Below are 17,155 nucleotides of genomic sequence, written 5' to 3'. Positions count from 1 at the left end.
GGGATCTCTTCATCGCTTCAAACTCCTTCAATAGGGGAGCCAGATGCGACTTTACTCTAATTTAGAATTGCCCAGGTTTTTGGGGATGACGTCAGGTTTTCGCTTGCTGACCTGATCCATCTTTTCATAAAAAACCCCCGCCTGGTGGACCAGAAATGAAAAGCCGCTGGATTAGCGGATTCCGATAATTCGAACGGACCACAATTATTAAAATATCTGAGCTCTACTTTGTGTAACAAGCGAATGGTATAAAAAAAGAAGATTTATAACTAAATGAAAAAAGCCGATGACTACATATGTTCTTTACACCCGAACAGAAGCAGGGATAATCGAGCGCAACGACTACGCAGTATTTCATTACTACGGTCCTTTAGGCCCAGATGCGCATGAGCAACCCCTCGTGGGTTGGCCTGAATTGAAAGTGTTCTGGGCAAAGAAAATAGGTGCGAGCATTGGTATGGCACCCTATGAGGCTCAAACTTCACCTAAAATCGCACGGCGGACCCGACAAAGAAAAAACAAAAAACCCGCCTTGCAGCGGCCTCAAAGTGAGCATTTCTGACTCGAAAAAAGCCAGCAATTTACGGTGTTTGTTCTTGCCAGCACACCTGAAGTCCAAGTTTACAGATTTACAGGTTTAAGGTTTGCTTATGCCATCAGTCCCGAGCGGGTATCGAGATGCTCCACGTCGCGCAATTCGTCGCTGTTTTTTGTGGTACCGTTTTTGCGGGCGCCGCGCTCTACATCAATCTTGTTGAGCATCCTGCACGGATGGGCTGCGATATGAAGACCGCTGCTACGATTTGGGCTCCCAGCTACAAACGCGCGACTATGATGCAAGCTCCATTGGCTATTCTGAGTTTCGCCGGGGGGATGTCCGCCTGGTTGCTTGATGGAGGCCTCACGTGGCTTATTGGGCAATACTTATTGGTTTGGTCGTTGCCATTCACGTTCATCGTAATCATGCCCACGAACCATCAGCTTCTAGCTCCAGGACGTGACCTGGCGTCGAGTGAAACCCGAGCACTGCTGAAAAAGTGGGGGAAGCTCCACGCTGTGCGCACCATACTAAGTTTGTTGGCGTCTGGGATCTATATTGTTGAGCTACTCAGAGTCTAACCAGCGCATGAACTCGAACTAAACATAGTGCTTTGTATCTACCAGCTCAGCATATGAAAGCAGCCAGACGGGACGATTCTCCCCCCTCGGGCTCGGGATAGAATCGGCCTAGATCGCTTTATAGTCCAGGAACGAGGCTCAATCACTAGGTTAATTTTGTTTCGCCACGGCCGAGAAAGGTGCCGTTATATCCGACGCTTTTTCAAGGCGTGGCGAAAATATAACTTCACTTTCAGCATCCAAATTCATCTATTCGTTTTGGAGAACTGATCGATTGTACTGGCGCGATGACAACCAGAATAACGGCTAGAAGAGATTGAAGGTGGTTGGCTTATTAAAGTCCTGCCAAACAACTTTAGGAGTCACTAACGTCTTAGTGGGAATCATAAAGGTTACTGCATCGAAAATGCCCACCCCTGTACGAAAAATCGTGTTCCACATACCCTTGACGAGCCCGAATGTCATCCCATAAGCGGGACCCTGACTTTGACTATCCACTATCACGGTCTTAGGGAATTCCAGAACACCAGTAACGGCATTAGCGACCCCATCTGTCAATTTCTCGCCCGCTTTTTCGGCGTAGCCTTCAGCCATTGCCGCCTGCGGTGAAAAAAAGAATAGCGCGGAGAGTACCAGCAGTGCTTTGAACATGTTTTTCATTAATATCTCCAAAAAAGGATTAAACAAAAATTTGCGCCTGTGTTCAGATTGTCATTAGAAATGCTGGCTGCCGTAAACTTAATGTATTGCCGTTTTATTGACGGCAGCAAAGTATTTTAGCTCACCAGAATCAGGATCGTTGGTGCTTTTGTGGAGAATTGAGTCTCAACCCCTATAATATGAGGGAGATTGCGCTCCGCATGATTTGTGTTCAATGGAAGGTATGGCGCGGGGCGGGTTCCAGTATATTAGCTGCCAAGCCTATGCTCGCGCTCGGCGCCCGAGCAAGCAATAATAAGATTGGCTAGATCACATTCCCGACACAACGTCTACCGGCTTCTCCCGTGGCAGCAAGGACAGATATCTTCGATTACATGTGCGATTCCACAACCAATAAAACGTCGACAGAATGCTTCAACAATGCAATTTAGACTTAACCAAACCGTCCGTTGAAATGGGGTAAAACCCGACCTAGTATATTTAATAGGGATGGTCTGGACCTTGACCTATCCGACCGCCTTGCGGCGGCTGAGCACCTTTATAATTCCCTGCGTCTTTACGCGGCTTTTGCTTCGATTGCTCTTTTCCCGTTGTTCTAGCGTCATTTGTTGCATCGCGCTTATTCGCAGGTTTCTCGTCCGTTATTTGGGATTTTTGCGTGTTTTCACCCTTAAGATTTTGCGACTGAGCATAAACGCCACCTGTAAAACAACCCAAAAGCAGCATGTTGACAAAAACTATCGCTCTAACTTCCTTACTTCTTGAGGAAAGGTCTTTCATGGCGGCTCCGCTATATAACACAGCTAAAGCAAAAGTCTACGTGACATATGAAATAGAAACCGTACGCTATCGCACGTCCGGTTCCCGCACAATCATAGATGGTTCGACCTCTGCGACAGATCCTCAGCTATTGTGCCACCGACACCTCCCGCTATAGGCATACAACCCCACAAGGGTTCTTATCTTTTTGCTGGGGCAATGACCACATACATAGTCCTTCACGGTTATGACGAAATAAATCCTTACGTCCATGAAGAAACGCTCGATGGATGGCCTGAGTCTCGAGTGTATTGGGAGCAGCCGGAGGGCTTCAGCACCGGCTTAGCTCCTCTTAGATCTCTAATACAGCCGAGTGAACCGCAAAAAAAGCCCGCTTAGTGGCGGGCCCTACAGAGAATATCTCACAATAAACTTACGATTGTTTCACAAAGCGCAGGCTACAATTCTCGACCGATTCGTCAGTCATTTCAGTCATACAACCTTGCACGTACTTTTGGAGGTTCGTTGTCATGGGTCTACTTGTACCCTATATCCGTAATGCGGACGGATCAATCGTGCGCGTTAGCGATGGGATCTATGAATCTTCAACAAAAGACATGGCACCTTATCTTTTTGAAGAAAAGCTGCACGGCTGGCCCGAACCCAAGGTTTATTGGGCGAAGAAATCAGGGCCTTGCCTTGGCGTGGCACCTTCCACAAGCGATCTTAAAGTCATAAACACGGATACCGCTGCACCCGATCCTGAATAAAAAACCCCACCGGCTTATGGGTGGGTTAGAAAACCCGCCTTTCAGCGAGTTTTTGGTGCGTTTGCACTTGGCGTTCAAAGCAAGATACAGACGATGCATATGCTCATACAGTCGCCGGGAGGGTTTGTGACTGATGGCGTCGCGCCGTCACGAACCGGACATATTTTTATGAGATTCTGTTCGCGCCATCCCTAAGGTGCTATGGAGTGCCTATTCTCATGAGGCACAGCCCGGCAGACCCCCTTCTGCCGGGCTTTTTTATTTTTCACAAGCGGCGGTTTTTATGCTTTATTGCAATCAGGTCACTACCACGAGCCCTAATCCCACTGCAAGAACGAGAAAATATACAACCCAAAGTATAAGTGGGTTATCCATTTCTATACTTCTATATTGACTCTCCCTGTTTTATGGCCTGCCAGCAGCCACTGATTACTCAAGCCGGCCTCGAAACATCGGAGAGCGTTTCGACAACCGGGCCCAAGTCGGAGCTCTCTACAGCAAAATCCCCAAGCGATACGATTCCCACAAGCTTGTTCTCAGCATCAACAACTGCCAAACGGCGTATCTGATGGTCACTCATTACCTGGGCAGCCTCTTCTACAGAGGCATCCTCATGTACACTTACAACCTCGTCCGACATAGCCTCTTCAACCGGTGTGTCCGGACCTTTGCCTTCTGCAACCGCTCTGACGACGATGTCTCGATCGGTGATAATTCCGATCAGGTTGTCACCATCTACCACCGGCAAAACCCCGAAATCACCGTTTCGCATCTGTTGCGCTGCTTCTTCTATGGTCTCTTCCGGGCCAATGGTTTCTACATTGGTATGCATGACATCGCTGACTTTTTCCATGTCAAACTCCTAAAAGATTTTTTATCCTAAGATGAACGGCGGTGTCTCAGTTACTGATCAGTAACCACCTGATCCGGATGGCGTCCCTGAAGTGCTTGACCCTGGTACGGAACTAGAGCCCGTCCCAGATGACTGCCCTCCAGTCGAACCGGACCCTTGTGTTCTGGTTGAATCTCTTGGTGTGCCTTTCTTTCCAGACATGCCTTGGCCGGATGTCGGGCCACCTGGTTGTCCGGCGACGCCTCCTTGCCCAGTAGAGGATTGTCCCGACATGGATGACCCTTGGCCGGATCCTGACATTGATCCGCTCTGGCCAGACATTCCTCCACCAGCCTGACCGGCACCGCTACCAGCAGTTCCTCCACCGGCACTACCGCCCGCTGCGCCACCTGCACTGCTTTGCGCATGTCCCATGCCGGCTATTCCGAACATCATGCCGGCCAGTAGGATCGATCGCGATGTTTTCATTAAAAACGAAGTATTTTTCATGATGTGCCTCGTAGTAATCAGCGAAATTGCTGTCGGGAAATACTACGCTGGCCTTTGAATTGTTCAGTGCGATAAGTCTCATACGAGAGGCGGTTTTTTGAACACCATGCTCTCCCAATACCCACACTGAATCTCTGGTGTACGTCAGTACAATAGCGCGCTTACGCCTGTTTGTAACATCACAGTTGGCCGTGCTTAGCCGACGAGCCATCTCGGCAAGAACCTCTTCAGCCGCGATAAGCCGGTCAGATTCCTTGCTCATATCCAAACCGTACTGGCGCGCTTTCTTTTCAACGTCGGCGCGGCGCAGGGCTGCAATCTGCTTCAGAATGGGCTTGAGCTCTTCATGGCTGCAGCCAACCCGGTTACCGGCACGACCCGGCAAATGAAGATAAAGGAAGGTCGGGATCTTTACGTCACGGATGAAATGCTGGCGTTGATCTATGAGTGCGCGTCACCGGTGATTCAGGACGCAATTGATCTCGCCTACCTTACTGGACAGCGGCCGGCAGACGTGCTTAAGATGCGGTGGGATCAGGTGAAGGATGGCTCGCTATCGGTCGAGCAAGGGAAGACTAAGGCGCGGCTTCAAATCGATATAGTTGGGGAACTGGCCACAGTGATCGAGCGTATCAGGTCGCGAGGTGTTGTCGGCATGACTTTGCTTTGTGATACCAAAGGCCAACAGCTAAAGCACTCGAGATATTTCCGCAGCCAATTCAAGTTGGCGAGAGACCGGGGAGAGAAACATGCCGCAGAAATTGGGTGTCGCATTCACGAACTTCCAGTTCAGAGACCTTCGCGCCAAAAGTGCATCAGACATGGAGAGCACGTCGAGCGCCAGGAAGTTGTTGGGACATACCACCGAGTCGATGACTGCCGAATATGTGCGCACCCGCGTCGGAGAGAAAGTGTCTCCAGTTTTGTTGTCTGGTTATGCCAAACGGGAAAAACCGAAATTATGGCGAAAGAGGTTTAAAATATGGCGAAACACATTTACGTAAGTTATTGATTTTATGGAGGCGGGGGTCGGAATCGAACCGGCGTAGACGGCTTTGCAGTGCGTTGAATATATCCATGAATTCAATATATTCAATCACTTATAAGTGACAGAATTGGCCAAAAGAGGCTGTTTTGACACTTGATTGCTATATATCTGCTATGCACCATTTGCATGGGCAACTAGGGTAAATTTTACCTTAGTTCGAAACCGCCGAATTCGACGGAATTAACATATCTCAAAACCCCCTTGACTCCTTATTATGTGTGTGGATAATTAACACAGCGATAACGTAATGATAAGGGGCAAGAATAATGAGCATTAACCCGAGCACGGGAGAAGAACATACTCAAGAGGAATTGGACATAATAGCTGCAAAAGTGGCATATAGAAATGCCATAGATAGCGATGCTCCTGACGCGAAAGAAATAGAGCGACTAATGCAAATTCATACAGATATGGTGGCGTCCCACATTGGAAGTAAGTATAAATCAGAAGAGACAAAATGAAAAAAGAGGTCTTGCAAACAATCCATGCAGCATTGTATGCTGAGCTCAGGCTGGGTGATGCGCACTGGCTGCCCGCCGGGTCAAAGCGGGCTGATGGACGTAGTGTTTAATATTGCAATGGTGAGCCGGCAGCGCTGTCGAGCGGTTCCCGGCTCTAAAATAAGAGGATAAAATGATACGAGAAAAAACATCAGAGCTTTTGCAATGACGGAAAAACGAAAACACATCCCTAACCCCGAGGGCCGCCCGAAGCTAATGCAGGACGGTAAGCGCCGGAACATCTACATCGATGAAGCGAGCTGGCAGAAGGCTAAAGAGTTGGGCAACGGAAAGCCCAGCGAAGGGATACGGAAGGCACTTAACTCCGCATGTTGTGACCCGAACCCCCTACTAACCCCCGCATAAATCGCCTACCCTTTTCACGCCCGGTAAAGTAGAGTGACGCGAGCAGATCACTAGACCATGCTCCCCCACCAAGTCTTCCTCTTCATCTGCTGGTCGCCGATCTCCTAATGTTTGCCGCAGCAGCAATATTTTTATTCATTGCCTTTCTCGCATTCTTGGCGATAGCGCCGCACCAGCTCATACAGATATTCCTTACCCTCGTCTGATGCTTTCCGTCGTGTGGACGCTAGTAAAAGCCCTTCTGTTTTAATGTAACCAAACGCTGCACAGATGAGTGACCTCTTCATTCAGTGGATCCTTCCTCGGAGAATGCGACTCCAAATTCGCAGTGATTGCAGAGGTAGAAGTTCGTTTGATGGAGCGATGCCTCGACTTTTAGCTCAGTCACACGGTTGAAATCTACCCAACAGGTTGGGCAGTTATGTCCATCGAATTTCATTGCCCGTTCGTACGCGCTCTTTGCTTTCTCAGGGTTGTCAGGGTTATGTCTCCTAACTTGATGCGCGCACATTAGAGCGTGCTGCCTGAGCACCTTCGTAAATTGCGGCACACTGCTCTCCTTTTTTAAGTATCAAAAAGAAAAATCACCGCAGAGATTACAGTTAAACAGGACCGTAATCAAAATATCACAGTTATAGTTCCGAGCAAAGATACAATTGAGCGGAAGCTACCCGCAAACTTCAAACTCACGCCGGCCATGCTACCCATAGGCATAAGCTACCGCATGATGTCAGTTTACTTCCGTAGGGCTCTGGCAGAGATAGGTAGGGATGATCTGCGCTTCCATGATCTGAGACATGCCTATGGTTCATGGCTGGTACAGAATGGAGTGGATTTGTATTTGACAGGAAAGCTGCTTAGGCATAAATCGCTGGCAAGCACGAAGCGGTATGCGCACTTTGCCGACCAGCAAAAGCAGGATGCAATCAAAAAAGCATTTGGCTGATTGCTATATATTTGCTATACGATATAGCAGGAAAAACCGCTGAACCATGAAGAACCGCATGGATATTGGAGGCGGGGGTCGGAATCGAACCGGCGTAGACGGCTTTGCAGGCCGCTGCATGACCACTCTGCCACCCCGCCATTACTGCGCGACCAAACTGGTCACGTTGCACCGTTGTAGTGCGAGCGTAAAAAACTAAAAAGGGAAAACGGATTTCAGCATAAGGCGCGTGATGCGATCGACTGCCTGATGCGAACGGATCCATTTTCCCAGTAACTGGAGCGGGAAACGAGGCTCGAACTCGCGACCCCAACCTTGGCAAGGTTGTGCTCTACCACTGAGCTATTCCCGCAAAAAAACAATCTGGCATTATAAGGATGCCGCCGTCTTTGTCAAGAAAGGGCAGGCGAGCGCACAGGTTAAACTGGCTTTATCCGTGCTTCAATGCCTGAGGAATTGCCGCCTTCAAATAATACGCCATTGACCACAGCGTCAGTACGGCAGCTAAATAGATGAGCCACGTTCCCACTTCCTGCGGGTTAAAATGTTCACCGACCTTTTCATGATATAACAACAATGGAATAGCCGCCATTTGCGATGTAGTTTTCAATTTCCCAAGAAAAGAAACGGCCATATTTTTGCCTTTGCCGATCTGCGCCATCCATTCGCGCAGGGCCGAAATCGTAATCTCCCGTCCGATTATGATAAACGCAATAAGGGCATCGAGCCTGCTCAAGTAGACAAGCACGATTAATGCCGCCGCGACCATCAATTTATCCGCCACCGGGTCGAGAAAGGCGCCAAAAGCTGAAGTTTGATGGAGAACCCTCGCAAGATAACCGTCCAACCAATCGGTGATTGCCGCGACCGTGAATATAATTGTAGCGATCAGATTCTGGTCGGATTGAGCTAACCAGGTGGGCGGGAAATAGAAGATGCCCACAAATAGCGGGATGGCCAGTATGCGCATCCAGGTGAGTACGTTAGGCAGGTTAAAAGGCATGGAGGCTCACAAATATGCCGTTAGAAATGGTGATTCCAAAAAACCTGGAGCCGACGGATCCCCGTTTCGCGATTTGACCCCTTAAGCCTGGCTTTATCCTGCCTACTGCGATACTTTGTTGCTCTCAAACAAATATTCTCTTATATGCCATTTCTTATAATGTCAACATTTTGGTTCTCGCCCTGCCCCCTTGCCTGTCAGATGGCGATGAGTTTGCCGGGCAAGTCTTCGAAGTCATCCACAGTGCAAATCGAGGAATAAATCAGCAACGGTATTCAATGCAATTCCCGGTAAATCTTTTCCGCCATTGCGCGGCTGATACCGTCCACTTGCTGCAATTCTTCAATACTCGCCTTCTGTACGCCTTTCAGTCCCCCGAACCTCGCCAGGAGGCTCTGACGACGCTTGGCGCCGATACCCTCAATTTGCTCCAGACTTGAAGTGATTCGAGATTTGCCTAGTTTGGCGCGATGGCCATAAATCGCAAAACGGTGAGCTTCATCGCGAATTTGCTGGATGAGATGCAATCCAGGATGGTCCTTTGGCAATTGTAACGGGTTTTCCACCCCTGGGAAAATCAATTGTTCCAGACCGGGCTTGCGCTCCTCGCCTTTGGCCACCCCTAACAGGTTCGCATCATTCAACCCAAGCTCGACCAATACCTCCTGAGCAGCACTCACCTGACCTTTGCCGCCATCGATCAGAATCAGATCGGGGAGCCTGCTCTCGCCTTCAGCAATTTTGCGATAACGCCGCGAAAGAACATCACGCATGGCCGCGTAGTCATCTCCCGGCACGATACCGTTAATATTGTAGCGGCGGTATTCGCTGCTGCGCATTGAAAAGTTGTCATACACCACGCAGGATGCAATAGTTGCTTCGCCAAGCGTATGACTGATGTCGAAGCACTCGACGCGACTGAGCCCAGGGATATCCAGAGCCTGCTGTAATGCTTGCAGCCGCTCCTCCTGGCTTGCCTGCCTGCTCAGCATTTGTTCAAGTGCCAGCCGCGCGTTTTCTGTTGCCATATTCAGCCAGACCCGACGGTTGCCGATGGGGTTGGCGTTGATAATGATCTTCTGGCCGGATTGTTCGGCGAGCAAAGTCTGCAGTGCCTCGCGGCGGATTTTTTCACCCACAATGATAAGGCTGGGCACACTTCGGTTGAGGTAATGCTGGGCCAGAAAAGCCTCTACCGCCTCCGGCGGGTCGTACCCCCCCGCATTTTGCGGGAAAAAACTTTTATCCCCCAGGTGGCGCCCTCCCCTAACCATGGCCAGATTTACACAAATTCTCCCGCTACCGTTAGGCTCGGCCACACAGGCGATCACATCCGCATCCAGGGCGTTGCCGCTGTCCACGAACTGTTTTTCACGGATTTTACGCAGCGACTGTATCTGGTCGCGGAACAACGCGGCTCGCTCATAATCCTGGGCATCGGCGGCTTCCTTCATCTTTCTGGCGATTCTTTGCAATACTTCGGTCTGCTTGCCCTGCAGGAAAAGCTCGGCATCTTTGGCATCTTCCCGATAGGTCTGCTCACTGATCAGATCGACGCAGGGCCCGCTGCACCGGTGGATCTGATAGAGCAGACAAGGCCGGGTACGATTGCTGAATACAGTGTCTTCGCATGTGCGCAGCCTGAAAACTTTTTGCAGAAGCTGTATGCTCTCCCTCACCATCCCTGCATTGGGGAACGGACCAAAATAATGATGCTTCTTATCCAATGCGCCGCGGTAGAAGCCAAGCCGGGGAAACCGGTGACCGCTCAGGATTACGTATGGATAAGATTTATCGTCTCTAAACAGTATGTTGTATCGGGGAGTTAAAGACTTTATTAAGTTGTTTTCCAGCAGCAGCGCCTCGGCTTCAGAGCGGGTGACGGTTGTTTCAATCGCCGTAACCTGGGATACCATCAACTGGGTGCGCGGGCCCAGCCCGTTCTTTTGAAAATAAGAGGAAACCCGTTTTCGGAGATCAATGGCTTTACCGACATAGATCACCTGGGCCATGGCGTTCAACATGCGATAAACGCCGGGCTGGGATGGAAGACTGGAGCAAAAGGCTTTCGCGTCGAAACTAGACTCTGCCGGCAAGGCGCTTAATCCTCCTCTTTTAACCTAAATCCGGCAGTTGGACGGGGTGGAGTGTGCAGTTTTTGGGATGCAGGGCAAGGCGCAACGATGCGGAATGGCGCGACCGCGCAGGACGGAGCAGTGCCTTCCGCGGGAAGATGCGACCCCCCAGTGGGATGTGGGCGCCTAACCATAATCCATAAGCACGACCGCAGCATCCCCGCCGCTGCCCGATCTCCCCTTCGTGGGGCTCCTTGTGCAACGCTGTGGGGCTCCCATTCCAAGGAGTTGCAACGCAGCCATGGGTCACAAAAAATGTGCAATCCGCCCCGTAGCGAACTTACCATAAGGTAAAGATCAGGTATCGCAAGAGGTCTTTGTGAATCATAGCGCTAAACTGAAAAATGAGCGGTTAACTGCCGGATTAGATTTAATCTTCATCTCCCAGCAGGGTTCCGGCTATGGCCCAGCTTTCGTGCGGCAATTCATCGAAAGCAATGTATGTATAGGATTTCGGTTTGTGTGCGACGCGCTCGAGCGTATCGGTAATTTCCTGGGCAATCTGTTTCTTCTGCTCGCGGCTGAGAGTGCCGGCAATGCGAATATTTACATAAGGCATGGATTAATCTCCGGTTTATTATCAAGCAGTCATATCAGCACGAATTTTTTCAAATATCTGCTCGAACATGCTGGGCGTGAGACGTCGCGTCTGGGTATTGTAGCGGCTGCAATGATAGCTGTCATATAGCGTCAGGCTACAGTTATTCAAGGCCTTGGCCGTTGAATTACCGGGTAATGCATGAACCGCGCCATGACTGAAAGGATAGATGCCAGGCTTGAGCTGCAGTGCCATGAGGACCGCCTGATGAGCAATAGCACCCAGAGCAAGCAGCGCAGCGCCTCCTCCAGCCTTAAAATCAGCGATTTCCGCCGCGAGATAATGATTGCATTGACGTATCTCGCTTGAATCCGGTTTATTTTCCGGCGGCAGGCATTTCACGGCGTTGGTAATACGGCATTGCATGAGCTGCAAATTATCTTTTACTGAAGCAGAACCCTCATGATTGGCAAAACCAAATTTATATAGCGTTCGATATAACAATATACCTGCGAAATCACCTGTAAAAGGTCTACCGGTGCGATTTGCGCCATGCATGCCGGGTGCCAGACCGATGATGAGCAGCCTCGGCGCCTCGTCTCCAAAGGCGGGTACCGGGCGAGCGTAATAATCCGGATAGCGGGATTTTACCTCATCCAGAAATCCGGCCAACCGGCCGCACTTGCGGCAATCCACTGAAAATCTGGATTGCATAAGACTATCGTCGACTTTTTGTAGTAAGATGCGCGTTTTTTGATTCACTGGAAAAACAATGGCTAAAGTTCTCGCAACTGAAATTCGTGTCGGCAACCTGATCGAGTGGGACAAGCGGATCTGGCGCGTGCTGAAATCTTATCACGTCCATGTAGGGGGTCGAGGCGGAGCATTCATGCAAGTCGAGATGAAGGATATCGAAGCGGGAACCAAAACCAATCAGCGCATACGTACCGAAGACAAAGTGGAACGTGCCTTTGTTGAACCGCGCGAGATGACCTTCCTCTACCAGGACGGCGACAATTATATTTTCATGGATAAGGAAAATTATGAGCAGCTAAACCTGTCGCAGGAATTCCTTGAGGGTCAGTACGAATACCTGCTTCCCAACACGGATGTGCAAGTCAATTTTCACAATGACCGCGCCATTGGCGTCCAGCTCCCTGCCAGCGTGGTGCTGACCATCACCGACACTGAGCCCAACCTTAAGGGAGCGACGGCCACCAGCTCTTACAAGCCCGCCACAATGGAAACCGGCTTGGTCGTCATGGTTCCGCCATTCGTTTTGCAAGGCGAGAAAATAAAGATCAATACTGACAGCGGTGAATATATCGAGCGAGCATAGCTTAATTCACCCTTCCGGTCAGCTCTCCCCTCCCTGACCTAGTTCCATTCGACCCACGGCGACCAGCCGGGCTGAAAGGCACATTTCGCGACGCTGCCCGGAAAAGCCCCGGCGGCGAAGTCGTTCACGTATTTGAAGTTCAAGCCGTAGATTATACCTGTTTGTGTGGCATAAGTTCCCCGCCAATTAAAGTTCCTGCAGTCCTGATCACCGGCCAGCTGGCTACCGAAGGGGAGAAAAGCCACATCCGCACTGTCCTGGCTGAACGACGCACCTCTAGATGAGCGGCCGTTAATGCCAATCTCAATTACCATCGTCAATTTTGATTCAAGGGCCCGCTTTTGGTCTATGACACAACATGGACAGTGACGATGCTCACACCCATGAATACATTCCGGGTCAATATGATATTGATGAATCCGGAATAGCGCAGTCTGCCGGGCTGTTTCGCTTAGGTGCCTCCGTGTGATAACGCACTGAACAATTACCATCCCGCCGATAGGATTGAGTTACAGCAATTTTGCTGCATCCGACTAGGGAAATAGCCGTGAAAAACTCGATATTAAAATCAACCGTACTGGCTACCGCGCTCGTCTTTGTTGTCGCTGGCACAGCATATGCGCAGGGGTATTCCGCAGATCAGATTGAGTCGCCTGCGCCATACGGCGGCTCCGCGCCAGGTTCCGACGCCGCAGGCAAAAAATCCGACTATGGCACGAGCGGCTCCGGCGAGCGGGGCCAGTATGGCAGCACCCAGCGGCCGAGCGGTGACAAATATGGCGGCTCATATCAAGGCTCGGCCAGAGATGGGGATAATGACTTATATGATCACTCTCCAACAAATGGCACGGGTCCCAGGCTCAAAGGCAGATATTAAGGCAATCTGTAAGAATAACTCTGCATAGAGACGCTTGCTCGCAGTTGCTTCAACGCTTGCGGATGGGTGCTCAAAGGCGGCCAGGCAAAAGGCGCAAGGCACCAGGCAAAGAGCAGCTGCCTTTTGCTGCCAAGCCTGACGCAGGCCCGGAAAAGCAAGCCGACGCAGCCGCCATTGCTCTTCAATGAAATTTTTCATCATCCCGTTTTAACTGAAGAGCATCAGAAATAATTTTTGGTGTGTTACCGCACTGAAGAGTTAGGAAATGCCGAGTAACCTTTATGACACAGCAATATTGCTGGATGAAAAAAGGAATAGCCATGAAATTCTTCTCTACATCAAACGTACGATCACTGGCATCTGTGCTGGGTCTGGCCGGCACCATATTTTTTGGCGTGTCGGGCATTGCTCATGCCCAAGGTGGTGGTTATACCAAGGAGAACCCAGGCGACTATAGTGATAAGGAGGATACCATCAAAGGTCCTGCTGGTCAGGGTCCAGCCGGAAAGAACAAGAATGGTGCAAAAAATTCCGGGGAAAAAGACAAATACGGTATGCCCAAAGCATCGGAAAAAATGGATACCGGGTATGTAGATCAAAAGAAAAGGGTGGAACGGGCCAAGGACCCGGCCTCACCGAGCAGCGACCCTCATGTGCCTGAATTCGCCAGGGACAAAGAGGGACGACCAATGAAAGACCCGAAGGAGGAGCAAGGCGGACCTATCGGCCCCAATTAGACCTGCGATTGCGGCAAACAGCCGGGGAATCTCTGAATAATTTTCCCAGTAAAAATAATATAGAACTTATTCGGAGATTCCAATAGCCTGACAGGGTTATCCGTGCACAAGGAAAAATGAAGAAACTCATTTATATTTTTCTGTTCGGATCGGCCCTTCTTCTCAGCGCAACCTCCTTTGCACAAGGCGATATTCAAAACGATGAGTACGGTCGTGCCGTCAATATTACCGTGGGCAGTACCCAGGGAAGCGTGGATAACACGACCCTGCGTTTGGTTCGGGAGATTATCGGGGATGCCATCGCTGCCGGTACCGTAGATATATTCTATGTTTATTACCCCAGAGCAGGAGGCGCTACCTCAACCGAATTTGGCTTGTCCGCGTGCGCGGAAGCACGATTCAGCGCAGGATCAGAGAATTTCAAGCGTTTTGTCGCCCAGCTATCTTCCATCCGCCATAAAGCACAGACCTTCCTCGCCATAGAATGGGCGCAGCGTTGCAAGGATATCGAGCCCATCGAACCATTGGACTGTGGGGGTATTCTCGGGACGTTATGCCCTGGTTCACAATACTGTAGGGTCGGCGCCGGGCAATGCAAAATAGCCGACGCACAGGGATCGTGCAAAGCAGTGCCGGAAGTATGCAACGCCCAATACAATCCGGTTTGCGGTTGTGATGGCAAAACCTATGAAAACGCATGTGAGGCAGCGCGTGCCCGCGTTTCACTTGATCACTCTGGAAAATGCAAGCCGCCGGAAGAACTCGTGTGTGACGAAAGCAAACCGGAAAAATGTGTTAAACCGTGAAGTCTTGCGACAAGAGGGATAGGGCCACGAGGAAGGGACTTACCGCGGACTCATGATTCGGGCGACGTACTGATATCGCCAGCCTTCCTGGAGGACTGGCGAAGTCTCGTGGCGGCGATGCCCGCCACCACAATCAAAAACATTCCCGATAGCGCAATAGCGGTGACAGTATCGCCAAAAAACAGGACGCCATACAGGTAAGACCAGGCAATACCGAGATACTGAAGACTGCCATTGACGAGCATGCGGCCAATATTATAAGCACGAGTCAGCAAAAGCTGCGCCAGTGTCGCCAATACGCCCACCGCAAGCAGCATCCCCAGACCCTGGAAGGTATGCCAATGCCATTCATCGAGGAATGTCGTCACTAAAGCGCCCGCCGCAATGCTACCTACAGAAAAATAAAATACCACACGGTCCTCCGGTTCACCGGCCCGGCCAAGCGCAGCCACATGCAAATATGCCAAGGCGGTAAGCAGGCCCGACAGCAGGCCCATCAGTCCGCCCCATAACTGATCACGCTCCATGGTCGGCTGAAGAACGCAAATCACACCAGCGAAACCGAATAACACCGTGTATATCAGGCGAGCATCCACCCTCTCCACGTTACGCAAAGCCGAGCCGCCAATGAGGACGACAACCATCCAGATGGGAGACATGTAGTTCAACGTCACCGCGGTTGAAAGCGGCAGTTTTTCGATGGCATAAAACCATAGCCCCAACGCGCTTACGCCTGTCAGGCTCCTCCAGAAATGCATGACTGGCAGCCTGGTACGAAGTGTCTCACCCCGTATCCGGGTGAGCAATATCATAATCGCCGCTCCCACAATGCCGCGGTAAAACACGATTTCACCCGTGCTGTAGTCCGCCGAAGCGAACTTGACACACATGCTCATGGTTGCGAAAAGCAAAGTTGCCGCAATCATGAGTACTGGCGCGGATATCTTTATCTTCCTCTTACTGTTCGGAAACTTATTAATCGACAATTTCGATGACCTGCTTGAAGTGGGAGCAGCGATCCGGATCTTATCCTCAACAGCAAATTTCGGACCAATACTTGCTTTTCTATAGCTTAACTTCTGATAAAGACAGAATATTTTAATCTTTCTAATTTATTTTCCGCCTCAGTAATATCCCTATCCATCAATATGACCTGTCATGACAGGATATGCAGAGGTTATTTAATGACTAGCTCTCTTGTTAAAGCGTTTTCCCTGTCCTTAATTTCTGGTCGGTTGCCGGCTATCTGGATGCGCCGGTGGATAAGGTAAAGGGAACGGCAATCCCGTATTAACTGGTTACTGAAAGGCCACAATAGCAAAGCTCACTTTTGACTATCAGAACCGGCCCATATTCAACACCAACGCTTCAGGTGAAATCGTTAAACTTCCAGCAGAGGTCAATTCGTACTGCAATATCAGGCCGCTTTCTAAAAAAGTTTTCTCTATTGCCCGGGAGACGGTTTCAGCAATCAGGTCTTCTGTATAAAATTGCTGCATGAGTGTACCCTCCTCGGCATCTATTGATTTTTTCGCCTCCTCGGTTGATGTGGCCCGGTCTCTGATAGGCTCAACCTTGCTGGTCAATGGGGTCGGGGGAACGATTGTGGAAACGGAAGCCTACGATCATGATGATCCGGCTTCACATAGCTTCTCCGGTCCAACCCAGCGGAATAAAGTAATGTTCGGCCCTCCCGGCCGGGCATATATATATCGTTCGTATGGGATTCATTGGTGCCTGAATTTCGTCTGCCAGGCGGAAGGGCATGGCGCGGGCGTTTTGATTCGCGCACTCGAACCAGTCGCCGGGCTGGAGATCATACGAGTCAGACGCGGACTGAATGAGAAACGGCTCCTTTGTGCCGGTCCCGGACGAGTTTGTCAGGCACTCGGTATTACGGATACGCATAATGGACTGTTGATCGACCAGCCACCGTTTCAGCTGCTGGCTCCTGAGGAACAAATTCATGTTTTGACGGGTCCGCGCATCGGTATATCCAAGGCAACGGATACACCCTGGCGTTTCGGACTCTCCGGGTCCCCTTTTCTGAGCCGTCCGTTTCGCTGAACCTCTGGTGGCAAAATGCGCCGTTATCGCGGAACATGACTTTTTGCCGCTCTGTTCCGATGTTCCTGGACGGATTTGCGATCGTCCGTAGAGACGACGGCCAGACTCGACCGCGGCTACTCCTCTATTTAACCGCTTCCTCT

The 17,155-nt window shown here is 50.4% G+C and carries 24 protein-coding genes and 2 tRNA genes; 11 read left to right on the top strand and 15 right to left on the bottom strand.

What is annotated here, in order from left to right; translation table 11 throughout:
• Positions 1 to 286 precede the first annotated feature (286 nt).
• The gene (locus BMX00_RS12945) at positions 287 to 562 is read left to right on the top strand and encodes a hypothetical protein (protein WP_090829438.1); all 276 of its coding nucleotides are present in this window, start codon (positions 287 to 289) and stop codon (positions 560 to 562) included.
• An 86-nt stretch (positions 563 to 648) separates the two neighbouring features.
• Here BMX00_RS12945 and BMX00_RS14925 read toward each other — a convergent pair whose 3' ends face one another.
• Positions 649 to 921 (bottom strand): hypothetical protein, encoded by a 273-nt coding sequence (locus tag BMX00_RS14925; protein WP_245728068.1) that lies wholly within the window; start codon positions 919 to 921, stop codon positions 649 to 651.
• On the opposite strand from BMX00_RS14925, the gene BMX00_RS15160 reads away from it, so the two are divergent.
• Positions 832 to 1,119, top strand: coding sequence for an anthrone oxygenase family protein (locus BMX00_RS15160; protein ID WP_425433907.1), 288 nt, complete (start codon positions 832 to 834; stop codon positions 1,117 to 1,119). The genes BMX00_RS14925 and BMX00_RS15160 overlap by 90 nt on opposite strands.
• 306 nt (positions 1,120 to 1,425) lie before the next feature.
• On the opposite strand, the gene BMX00_RS12935 is transcribed toward BMX00_RS15160, so the two are convergent.
• Both BMX00_RS12935 and BMX00_RS12930 read right to left on the bottom strand, forming a co-directional pair.
• Positions 1,426 to 1,779, bottom strand: coding sequence for an exosortase system-associated protein, TIGR04073 family (locus tag BMX00_RS12935; protein WP_090829436.1), 354 nt, complete (start codon positions 1,777 to 1,779; stop codon positions 1,426 to 1,428).
• A 480-nt stretch (positions 1,780 to 2,259) separates the two neighbouring features.
• Positions 2,260 to 2,559 carry a hypothetical protein gene (locus tag BMX00_RS12930; protein ID WP_090829435.1) on the bottom strand — a complete coding sequence of 100 codons (300 nt, stop codon included), beginning with the start codon at positions 2,557 to 2,559 and terminating at the stop codon, positions 2,260 to 2,262.
• Between the two features lie 509 nt (positions 2,560 to 3,068).
• On the opposite strand from BMX00_RS12930, the gene BMX00_RS12925 reads away from it, so the two are divergent.
• Positions 3,069 to 3,308 carry a hypothetical protein gene (locus tag BMX00_RS12925; RefSeq protein WP_090829434.1) on the top strand — a complete coding sequence of 80 codons (240 nt, stop codon included), beginning with the start codon at positions 3,069 to 3,071 and terminating at the stop codon, positions 3,306 to 3,308.
• Positions 3,309 to 3,741: 433 nt separating this feature from the next.
• On the opposite strand, the gene BMX00_RS12920 is transcribed toward BMX00_RS12925, so the two are convergent.
• The 3 genes from BMX00_RS12920 to BMX00_RS12910 are packed head-to-tail and all read right to left on the bottom strand — an operon-like array spanning position 3,742 to position 4,912.
• The gene (locus BMX00_RS12920) at positions 3,742 to 4,161 is read right to left on the bottom strand and encodes a CBS domain-containing protein (protein ID WP_090829433.1); all 420 of its coding nucleotides are present in this window, start codon (positions 4,159 to 4,161) and stop codon (positions 3,742 to 3,744) included.
• Positions 4,162 to 4,211: 50 nt separating this feature from the next.
• Positions 4,212 to 4,568, bottom strand: a complete 357-nt coding sequence (locus tag BMX00_RS12915; protein WP_090829432.1) for a hypothetical protein — start codon at positions 4,566 to 4,568, stop codon at positions 4,212 to 4,214.
• Entirely contained in the window at positions 4,532 to 4,912 is a 381-nt protein-coding gene (locus tag BMX00_RS12910; RefSeq protein WP_143053110.1) for a hypothetical protein, read from the bottom strand. Before BMX00_RS12910 ends, BMX00_RS12915 begins: the two co-directional genes overlap by 37 nt.
• An 84-nt stretch (positions 4,913 to 4,996) precedes the next feature.
• On the opposite strand from BMX00_RS12910, the gene BMX00_RS12905 reads away from it, so the two are divergent.
• From BMX00_RS12905 to BMX00_RS12890, 3 genes are all read left to right on the top strand, one after another.
• Positions 4,997 to 5,629 (top strand): tyrosine-type recombinase/integrase, encoded by a 633-nt coding sequence (locus BMX00_RS12905; protein WP_177171865.1) that lies wholly within the window; start codon positions 4,997 to 4,999, stop codon positions 5,627 to 5,629.
• 335 nt (positions 5,630 to 5,964) lie between these two features.
• Complete coding sequence (locus tag BMX00_RS12900) at positions 5,965 to 6,159, top strand: hypothetical protein (protein WP_090829430.1); 195 nt, start codon at positions 5,965 to 5,967, stop codon at positions 6,157 to 6,159.
• Between the two features lie 1,129 nt (positions 6,160 to 7,288).
• Positions 7,289 to 7,510 (top strand): tyrosine-type recombinase/integrase, encoded by a 222-nt coding sequence (locus tag BMX00_RS12890; protein WP_177171864.1) that lies wholly within the window; start codon positions 7,289 to 7,291, stop codon positions 7,508 to 7,510.
• A gap of 66 nt (positions 7,511 to 7,576) precedes the next feature.
• Here BMX00_RS12890 and BMX00_RS12885 read toward each other — a convergent pair.
• From BMX00_RS12885 to BMX00_RS12860, 6 genes are all read right to left on the bottom strand, one after another.
• Positions 7,577 to 7,650, bottom strand: a tRNA-Cys gene (locus tag BMX00_RS12885).
• Between the two features lie 137 nt (positions 7,651 to 7,787).
• Positions 7,788 to 7,862, bottom strand: a tRNA-Gly gene (locus tag BMX00_RS12880).
• Positions 7,863 to 7,940: 78 nt separating this feature from the next.
• Positions 7,941 to 8,513 carry a CDP-diacylglycerol--glycerol-3-phosphate 3-phosphatidyltransferase gene (gene pgsA / locus BMX00_RS12875; protein ID WP_090829427.1) on the bottom strand — a complete coding sequence of 191 codons (573 nt, stop codon included), beginning with the start codon at positions 8,511 to 8,513 and terminating at the stop codon, positions 7,941 to 7,943.
• 275 nt (positions 8,514 to 8,788) lie between these two features.
• Positions 8,789 to 10,609: an excinuclease ABC subunit UvrC gene (uvrC, locus tag BMX00_RS12870; RefSeq protein WP_090829426.1), complete on the bottom strand. Its 1,821-nt coding sequence runs from the start codon at positions 10,607 to 10,609 to the stop codon at positions 8,789 to 8,791.
• A 409-nt stretch (positions 10,610 to 11,018) separates the two neighbouring features.
• Positions 11,019 to 11,207, bottom strand: coding sequence for a tautomerase family protein (locus BMX00_RS12865; RefSeq protein WP_090829425.1), 189 nt, complete (start codon positions 11,205 to 11,207; stop codon positions 11,019 to 11,021).
• A gap of 21 nt (positions 11,208 to 11,228) precedes the next feature.
• On the bottom strand, positions 11,229 to 11,900 hold the full coding sequence (locus BMX00_RS12860; protein WP_090829442.1) for a uracil-DNA glycosylase: 672 nt from the start codon (positions 11,898 to 11,900) through the stop codon (positions 11,229 to 11,231).
• Between the two features lie 58 nt (positions 11,901 to 11,958).
• Between BMX00_RS12860 and efp the strand changes: the two genes are divergently transcribed.
• The gene (gene efp, locus BMX00_RS12855) at positions 11,959 to 12,525 is read left to right on the top strand and encodes an elongation factor P (RefSeq protein WP_090829424.1); all 567 of its coding nucleotides are present in this window, start codon (positions 11,959 to 11,961) and stop codon (positions 12,523 to 12,525) included.
• A 38-nt stretch (positions 12,526 to 12,563) separates the two neighbouring features.
• Here the strand turns inward: efp and BMX00_RS12850 are convergent, their stop codons facing one another.
• Entirely contained in the window at positions 12,564 to 12,845 is a 282-nt protein-coding gene (locus BMX00_RS12850) for a hypothetical protein (RefSeq protein ID WP_143053109.1), read from the bottom strand.
• A gap of 227 nt (positions 12,846 to 13,072) precedes the next feature.
• Between BMX00_RS12850 and BMX00_RS12845 the strand changes: the two genes are divergently transcribed.
• The 3 genes from BMX00_RS12845 (at position 13,073) to BMX00_RS14770 (ending at position 14,945) form a co-directional block, all read left to right on the top strand.
• Positions 13,073 to 13,402 carry a hypothetical protein gene (locus tag BMX00_RS12845; protein WP_090829422.1) on the top strand — a complete coding sequence of 110 codons (330 nt, stop codon included), beginning with the start codon at positions 13,073 to 13,075 and terminating at the stop codon, positions 13,400 to 13,402.
• Positions 13,403 to 13,722: 320 nt separating this feature from the next.
• Entirely contained in the window at positions 13,723 to 14,139 is a 417-nt protein-coding gene (locus tag BMX00_RS12840; RefSeq protein ID WP_245728067.1) for a hypothetical protein, read from the top strand.
• Positions 14,140 to 14,255: 116 nt separating this feature from the next.
• On the top strand, positions 14,256 to 14,945 hold the full coding sequence (locus tag BMX00_RS14770; RefSeq protein WP_218141557.1) for a Kazal-type serine protease inhibitor domain-containing protein: 690 nt from the start codon (positions 14,256 to 14,258) through the stop codon (positions 14,943 to 14,945).
• 50 nt (positions 14,946 to 14,995) lie between these two features.
• On the opposite strand, the gene BMX00_RS12830 is transcribed toward BMX00_RS14770, so the two are convergent.
• Both BMX00_RS12830 and BMX00_RS14610 read right to left on the bottom strand, forming a co-directional pair.
• Positions 14,996 to 15,871 carry a DMT family transporter gene (locus BMX00_RS12830; protein ID WP_090829421.1) on the bottom strand — a complete coding sequence of 292 codons (876 nt, stop codon included), beginning with the start codon at positions 15,869 to 15,871 and terminating at the stop codon, positions 14,996 to 14,998.
• Positions 15,872 to 16,282: 411 nt separating this feature from the next.
• Entirely contained in the window at positions 16,283 to 16,444 is a 162-nt protein-coding gene (locus tag BMX00_RS14610; RefSeq protein ID WP_177171863.1) for a hypothetical protein, read from the bottom strand.
• Here BMX00_RS14610 and BMX00_RS12825 point away from each other — a divergent pair.
• Complete coding sequence (locus BMX00_RS12825) at positions 16,443 to 17,012, top strand: DNA-3-methyladenine glycosylase (protein WP_090829420.1); 570 nt, start codon at positions 16,443 to 16,445, stop codon at positions 17,010 to 17,012. The genes BMX00_RS14610 and BMX00_RS12825 overlap by 2 nt on opposite strands.
• Positions 17,013 to 17,155 lie beyond the last annotated feature (143 nt).

This window comes from Nitrosovibrio tenuis (assembly GCF_900109785.1).
Classification (GTDB): Bacteria; Pseudomonadota; Gammaproteobacteria; order Burkholderiales; family Nitrosomonadaceae; genus Nitrosospira; species Nitrosospira tenuis_A.
Note: the sequence above shows the minus strand (reverse complement) of the source record. Positions and strands in the feature narration are given on the sequence as shown.

What these genes read in the sequence shown, in the direction of transcription:
- BMX00_RS12920 (WP_090829433.1), bottom strand. Translation starts at nt 4,161, where the DNA reads ATGGAAAAAGTCAGCGATGTCATGCATACCAATGTAGAAACCATTGGC.
- BMX00_RS12830 (WP_090829421.1), bottom strand. Translation starts at nt 15,871, where the DNA reads ATGATTGCGGCAACTTTGCTTTTCGCAACCATGAGCATGTGTGTCAAG.
- BMX00_RS12865 (WP_090829425.1), bottom strand. Translation starts at nt 11,207, where the DNA reads ATGCCTTATGTAAATATTCGCATTGCCGGCACTCTCAGCCGCGAGCAG.
- efp (WP_090829424.1), top strand. Translation starts at nt 11,959, where the DNA reads ATGGCTAAAGTTCTCGCAACTGAAATTCGTGTCGGCAACCTGATCGAG.
- BMX00_RS12935 (WP_090829436.1), bottom strand. Translation starts at nt 1,779, where the DNA reads ATGAAAAACATGTTCAAAGCACTGCTGGTACTCTCCGCGCTATTCTTT.
- BMX00_RS12905 (WP_177171865.1), top strand. Translation starts at nt 4,997, where the DNA reads ATGGCTGCAGCCAACCCGGTTACCGGCACGACCCGGCAAATGAAGATA.
- BMX00_RS12910 (WP_143053110.1), bottom strand. Translation starts at nt 4,912, where the DNA reads ATGAGCAAGGAATCTGACCGGCTTATCGCGGCTGAAGAGGTTCTTGCC.
- BMX00_RS12900 (WP_090829430.1), top strand. Translation starts at nt 5,965, where the DNA reads ATGAGCATTAACCCGAGCACGGGAGAAGAACATACTCAAGAGGAATTG.
- BMX00_RS12925 (WP_090829434.1), top strand. Translation starts at nt 3,069, where the DNA reads ATGGGTCTACTTGTACCCTATATCCGTAATGCGGACGGATCAATCGTG.
- BMX00_RS14610 (WP_177171863.1), bottom strand. Translation starts at nt 16,444, where the DNA reads ATGCAGCAATTTTATACAGAAGACCTGATTGCTGAAACCGTCTCCCGG.
- pgsA (WP_090829427.1), bottom strand. Translation starts at nt 8,513, where the DNA reads ATGCCTTTTAACCTGCCTAACGTACTCACCTGGATGCGCATACTGGCC.
- BMX00_RS12825 (WP_090829420.1), top strand. Translation starts at nt 16,443, where the DNA reads ATGAGTGTACCCTCCTCGGCATCTATTGATTTTTTCGCCTCCTCGGTT.
- BMX00_RS15160 (WP_425433907.1), top strand. Translation starts at nt 832, where the DNA reads ATGATGCAAGCTCCATTGGCTATTCTGAGTTTCGCCGGGGGGATGTCC.
- BMX00_RS12860 (WP_090829442.1), bottom strand. Translation starts at nt 11,900, where the DNA reads ATGCAATCCAGATTTTCAGTGGATTGCCGCAAGTGCGGCCGGTTGGCC.
- BMX00_RS12945 (WP_090829438.1), top strand. Translation starts at nt 287, where the DNA reads ATGACTACATATGTTCTTTACACCCGAACAGAAGCAGGGATAATCGAG.
- BMX00_RS14770 (WP_218141557.1), top strand. Translation starts at nt 14,256, where the DNA reads ATGAAGAAACTCATTTATATTTTTCTGTTCGGATCGGCCCTTCTTCTC.
- BMX00_RS12840 (WP_245728067.1), top strand. Translation starts at nt 13,723, where the DNA reads ATGAAATTCTTCTCTACATCAAACGTACGATCACTGGCATCTGTGCTG.
- BMX00_RS12890 (WP_177171864.1), top strand. Translation starts at nt 7,289, where the DNA reads ATGATGTCAGTTTACTTCCGTAGGGCTCTGGCAGAGATAGGTAGGGAT.
- BMX00_RS12930 (WP_090829435.1), bottom strand. Translation starts at nt 2,559, where the DNA reads ATGAAAGACCTTTCCTCAAGAAGTAAGGAAGTTAGAGCGATAGTTTTT.
- BMX00_RS12915 (WP_090829432.1), bottom strand. Translation starts at nt 4,568, where the DNA reads ATGCGCAAAGCAGTGCAGGTGGCGCAGCGGGCGGTAGTGCCGGTGGAG.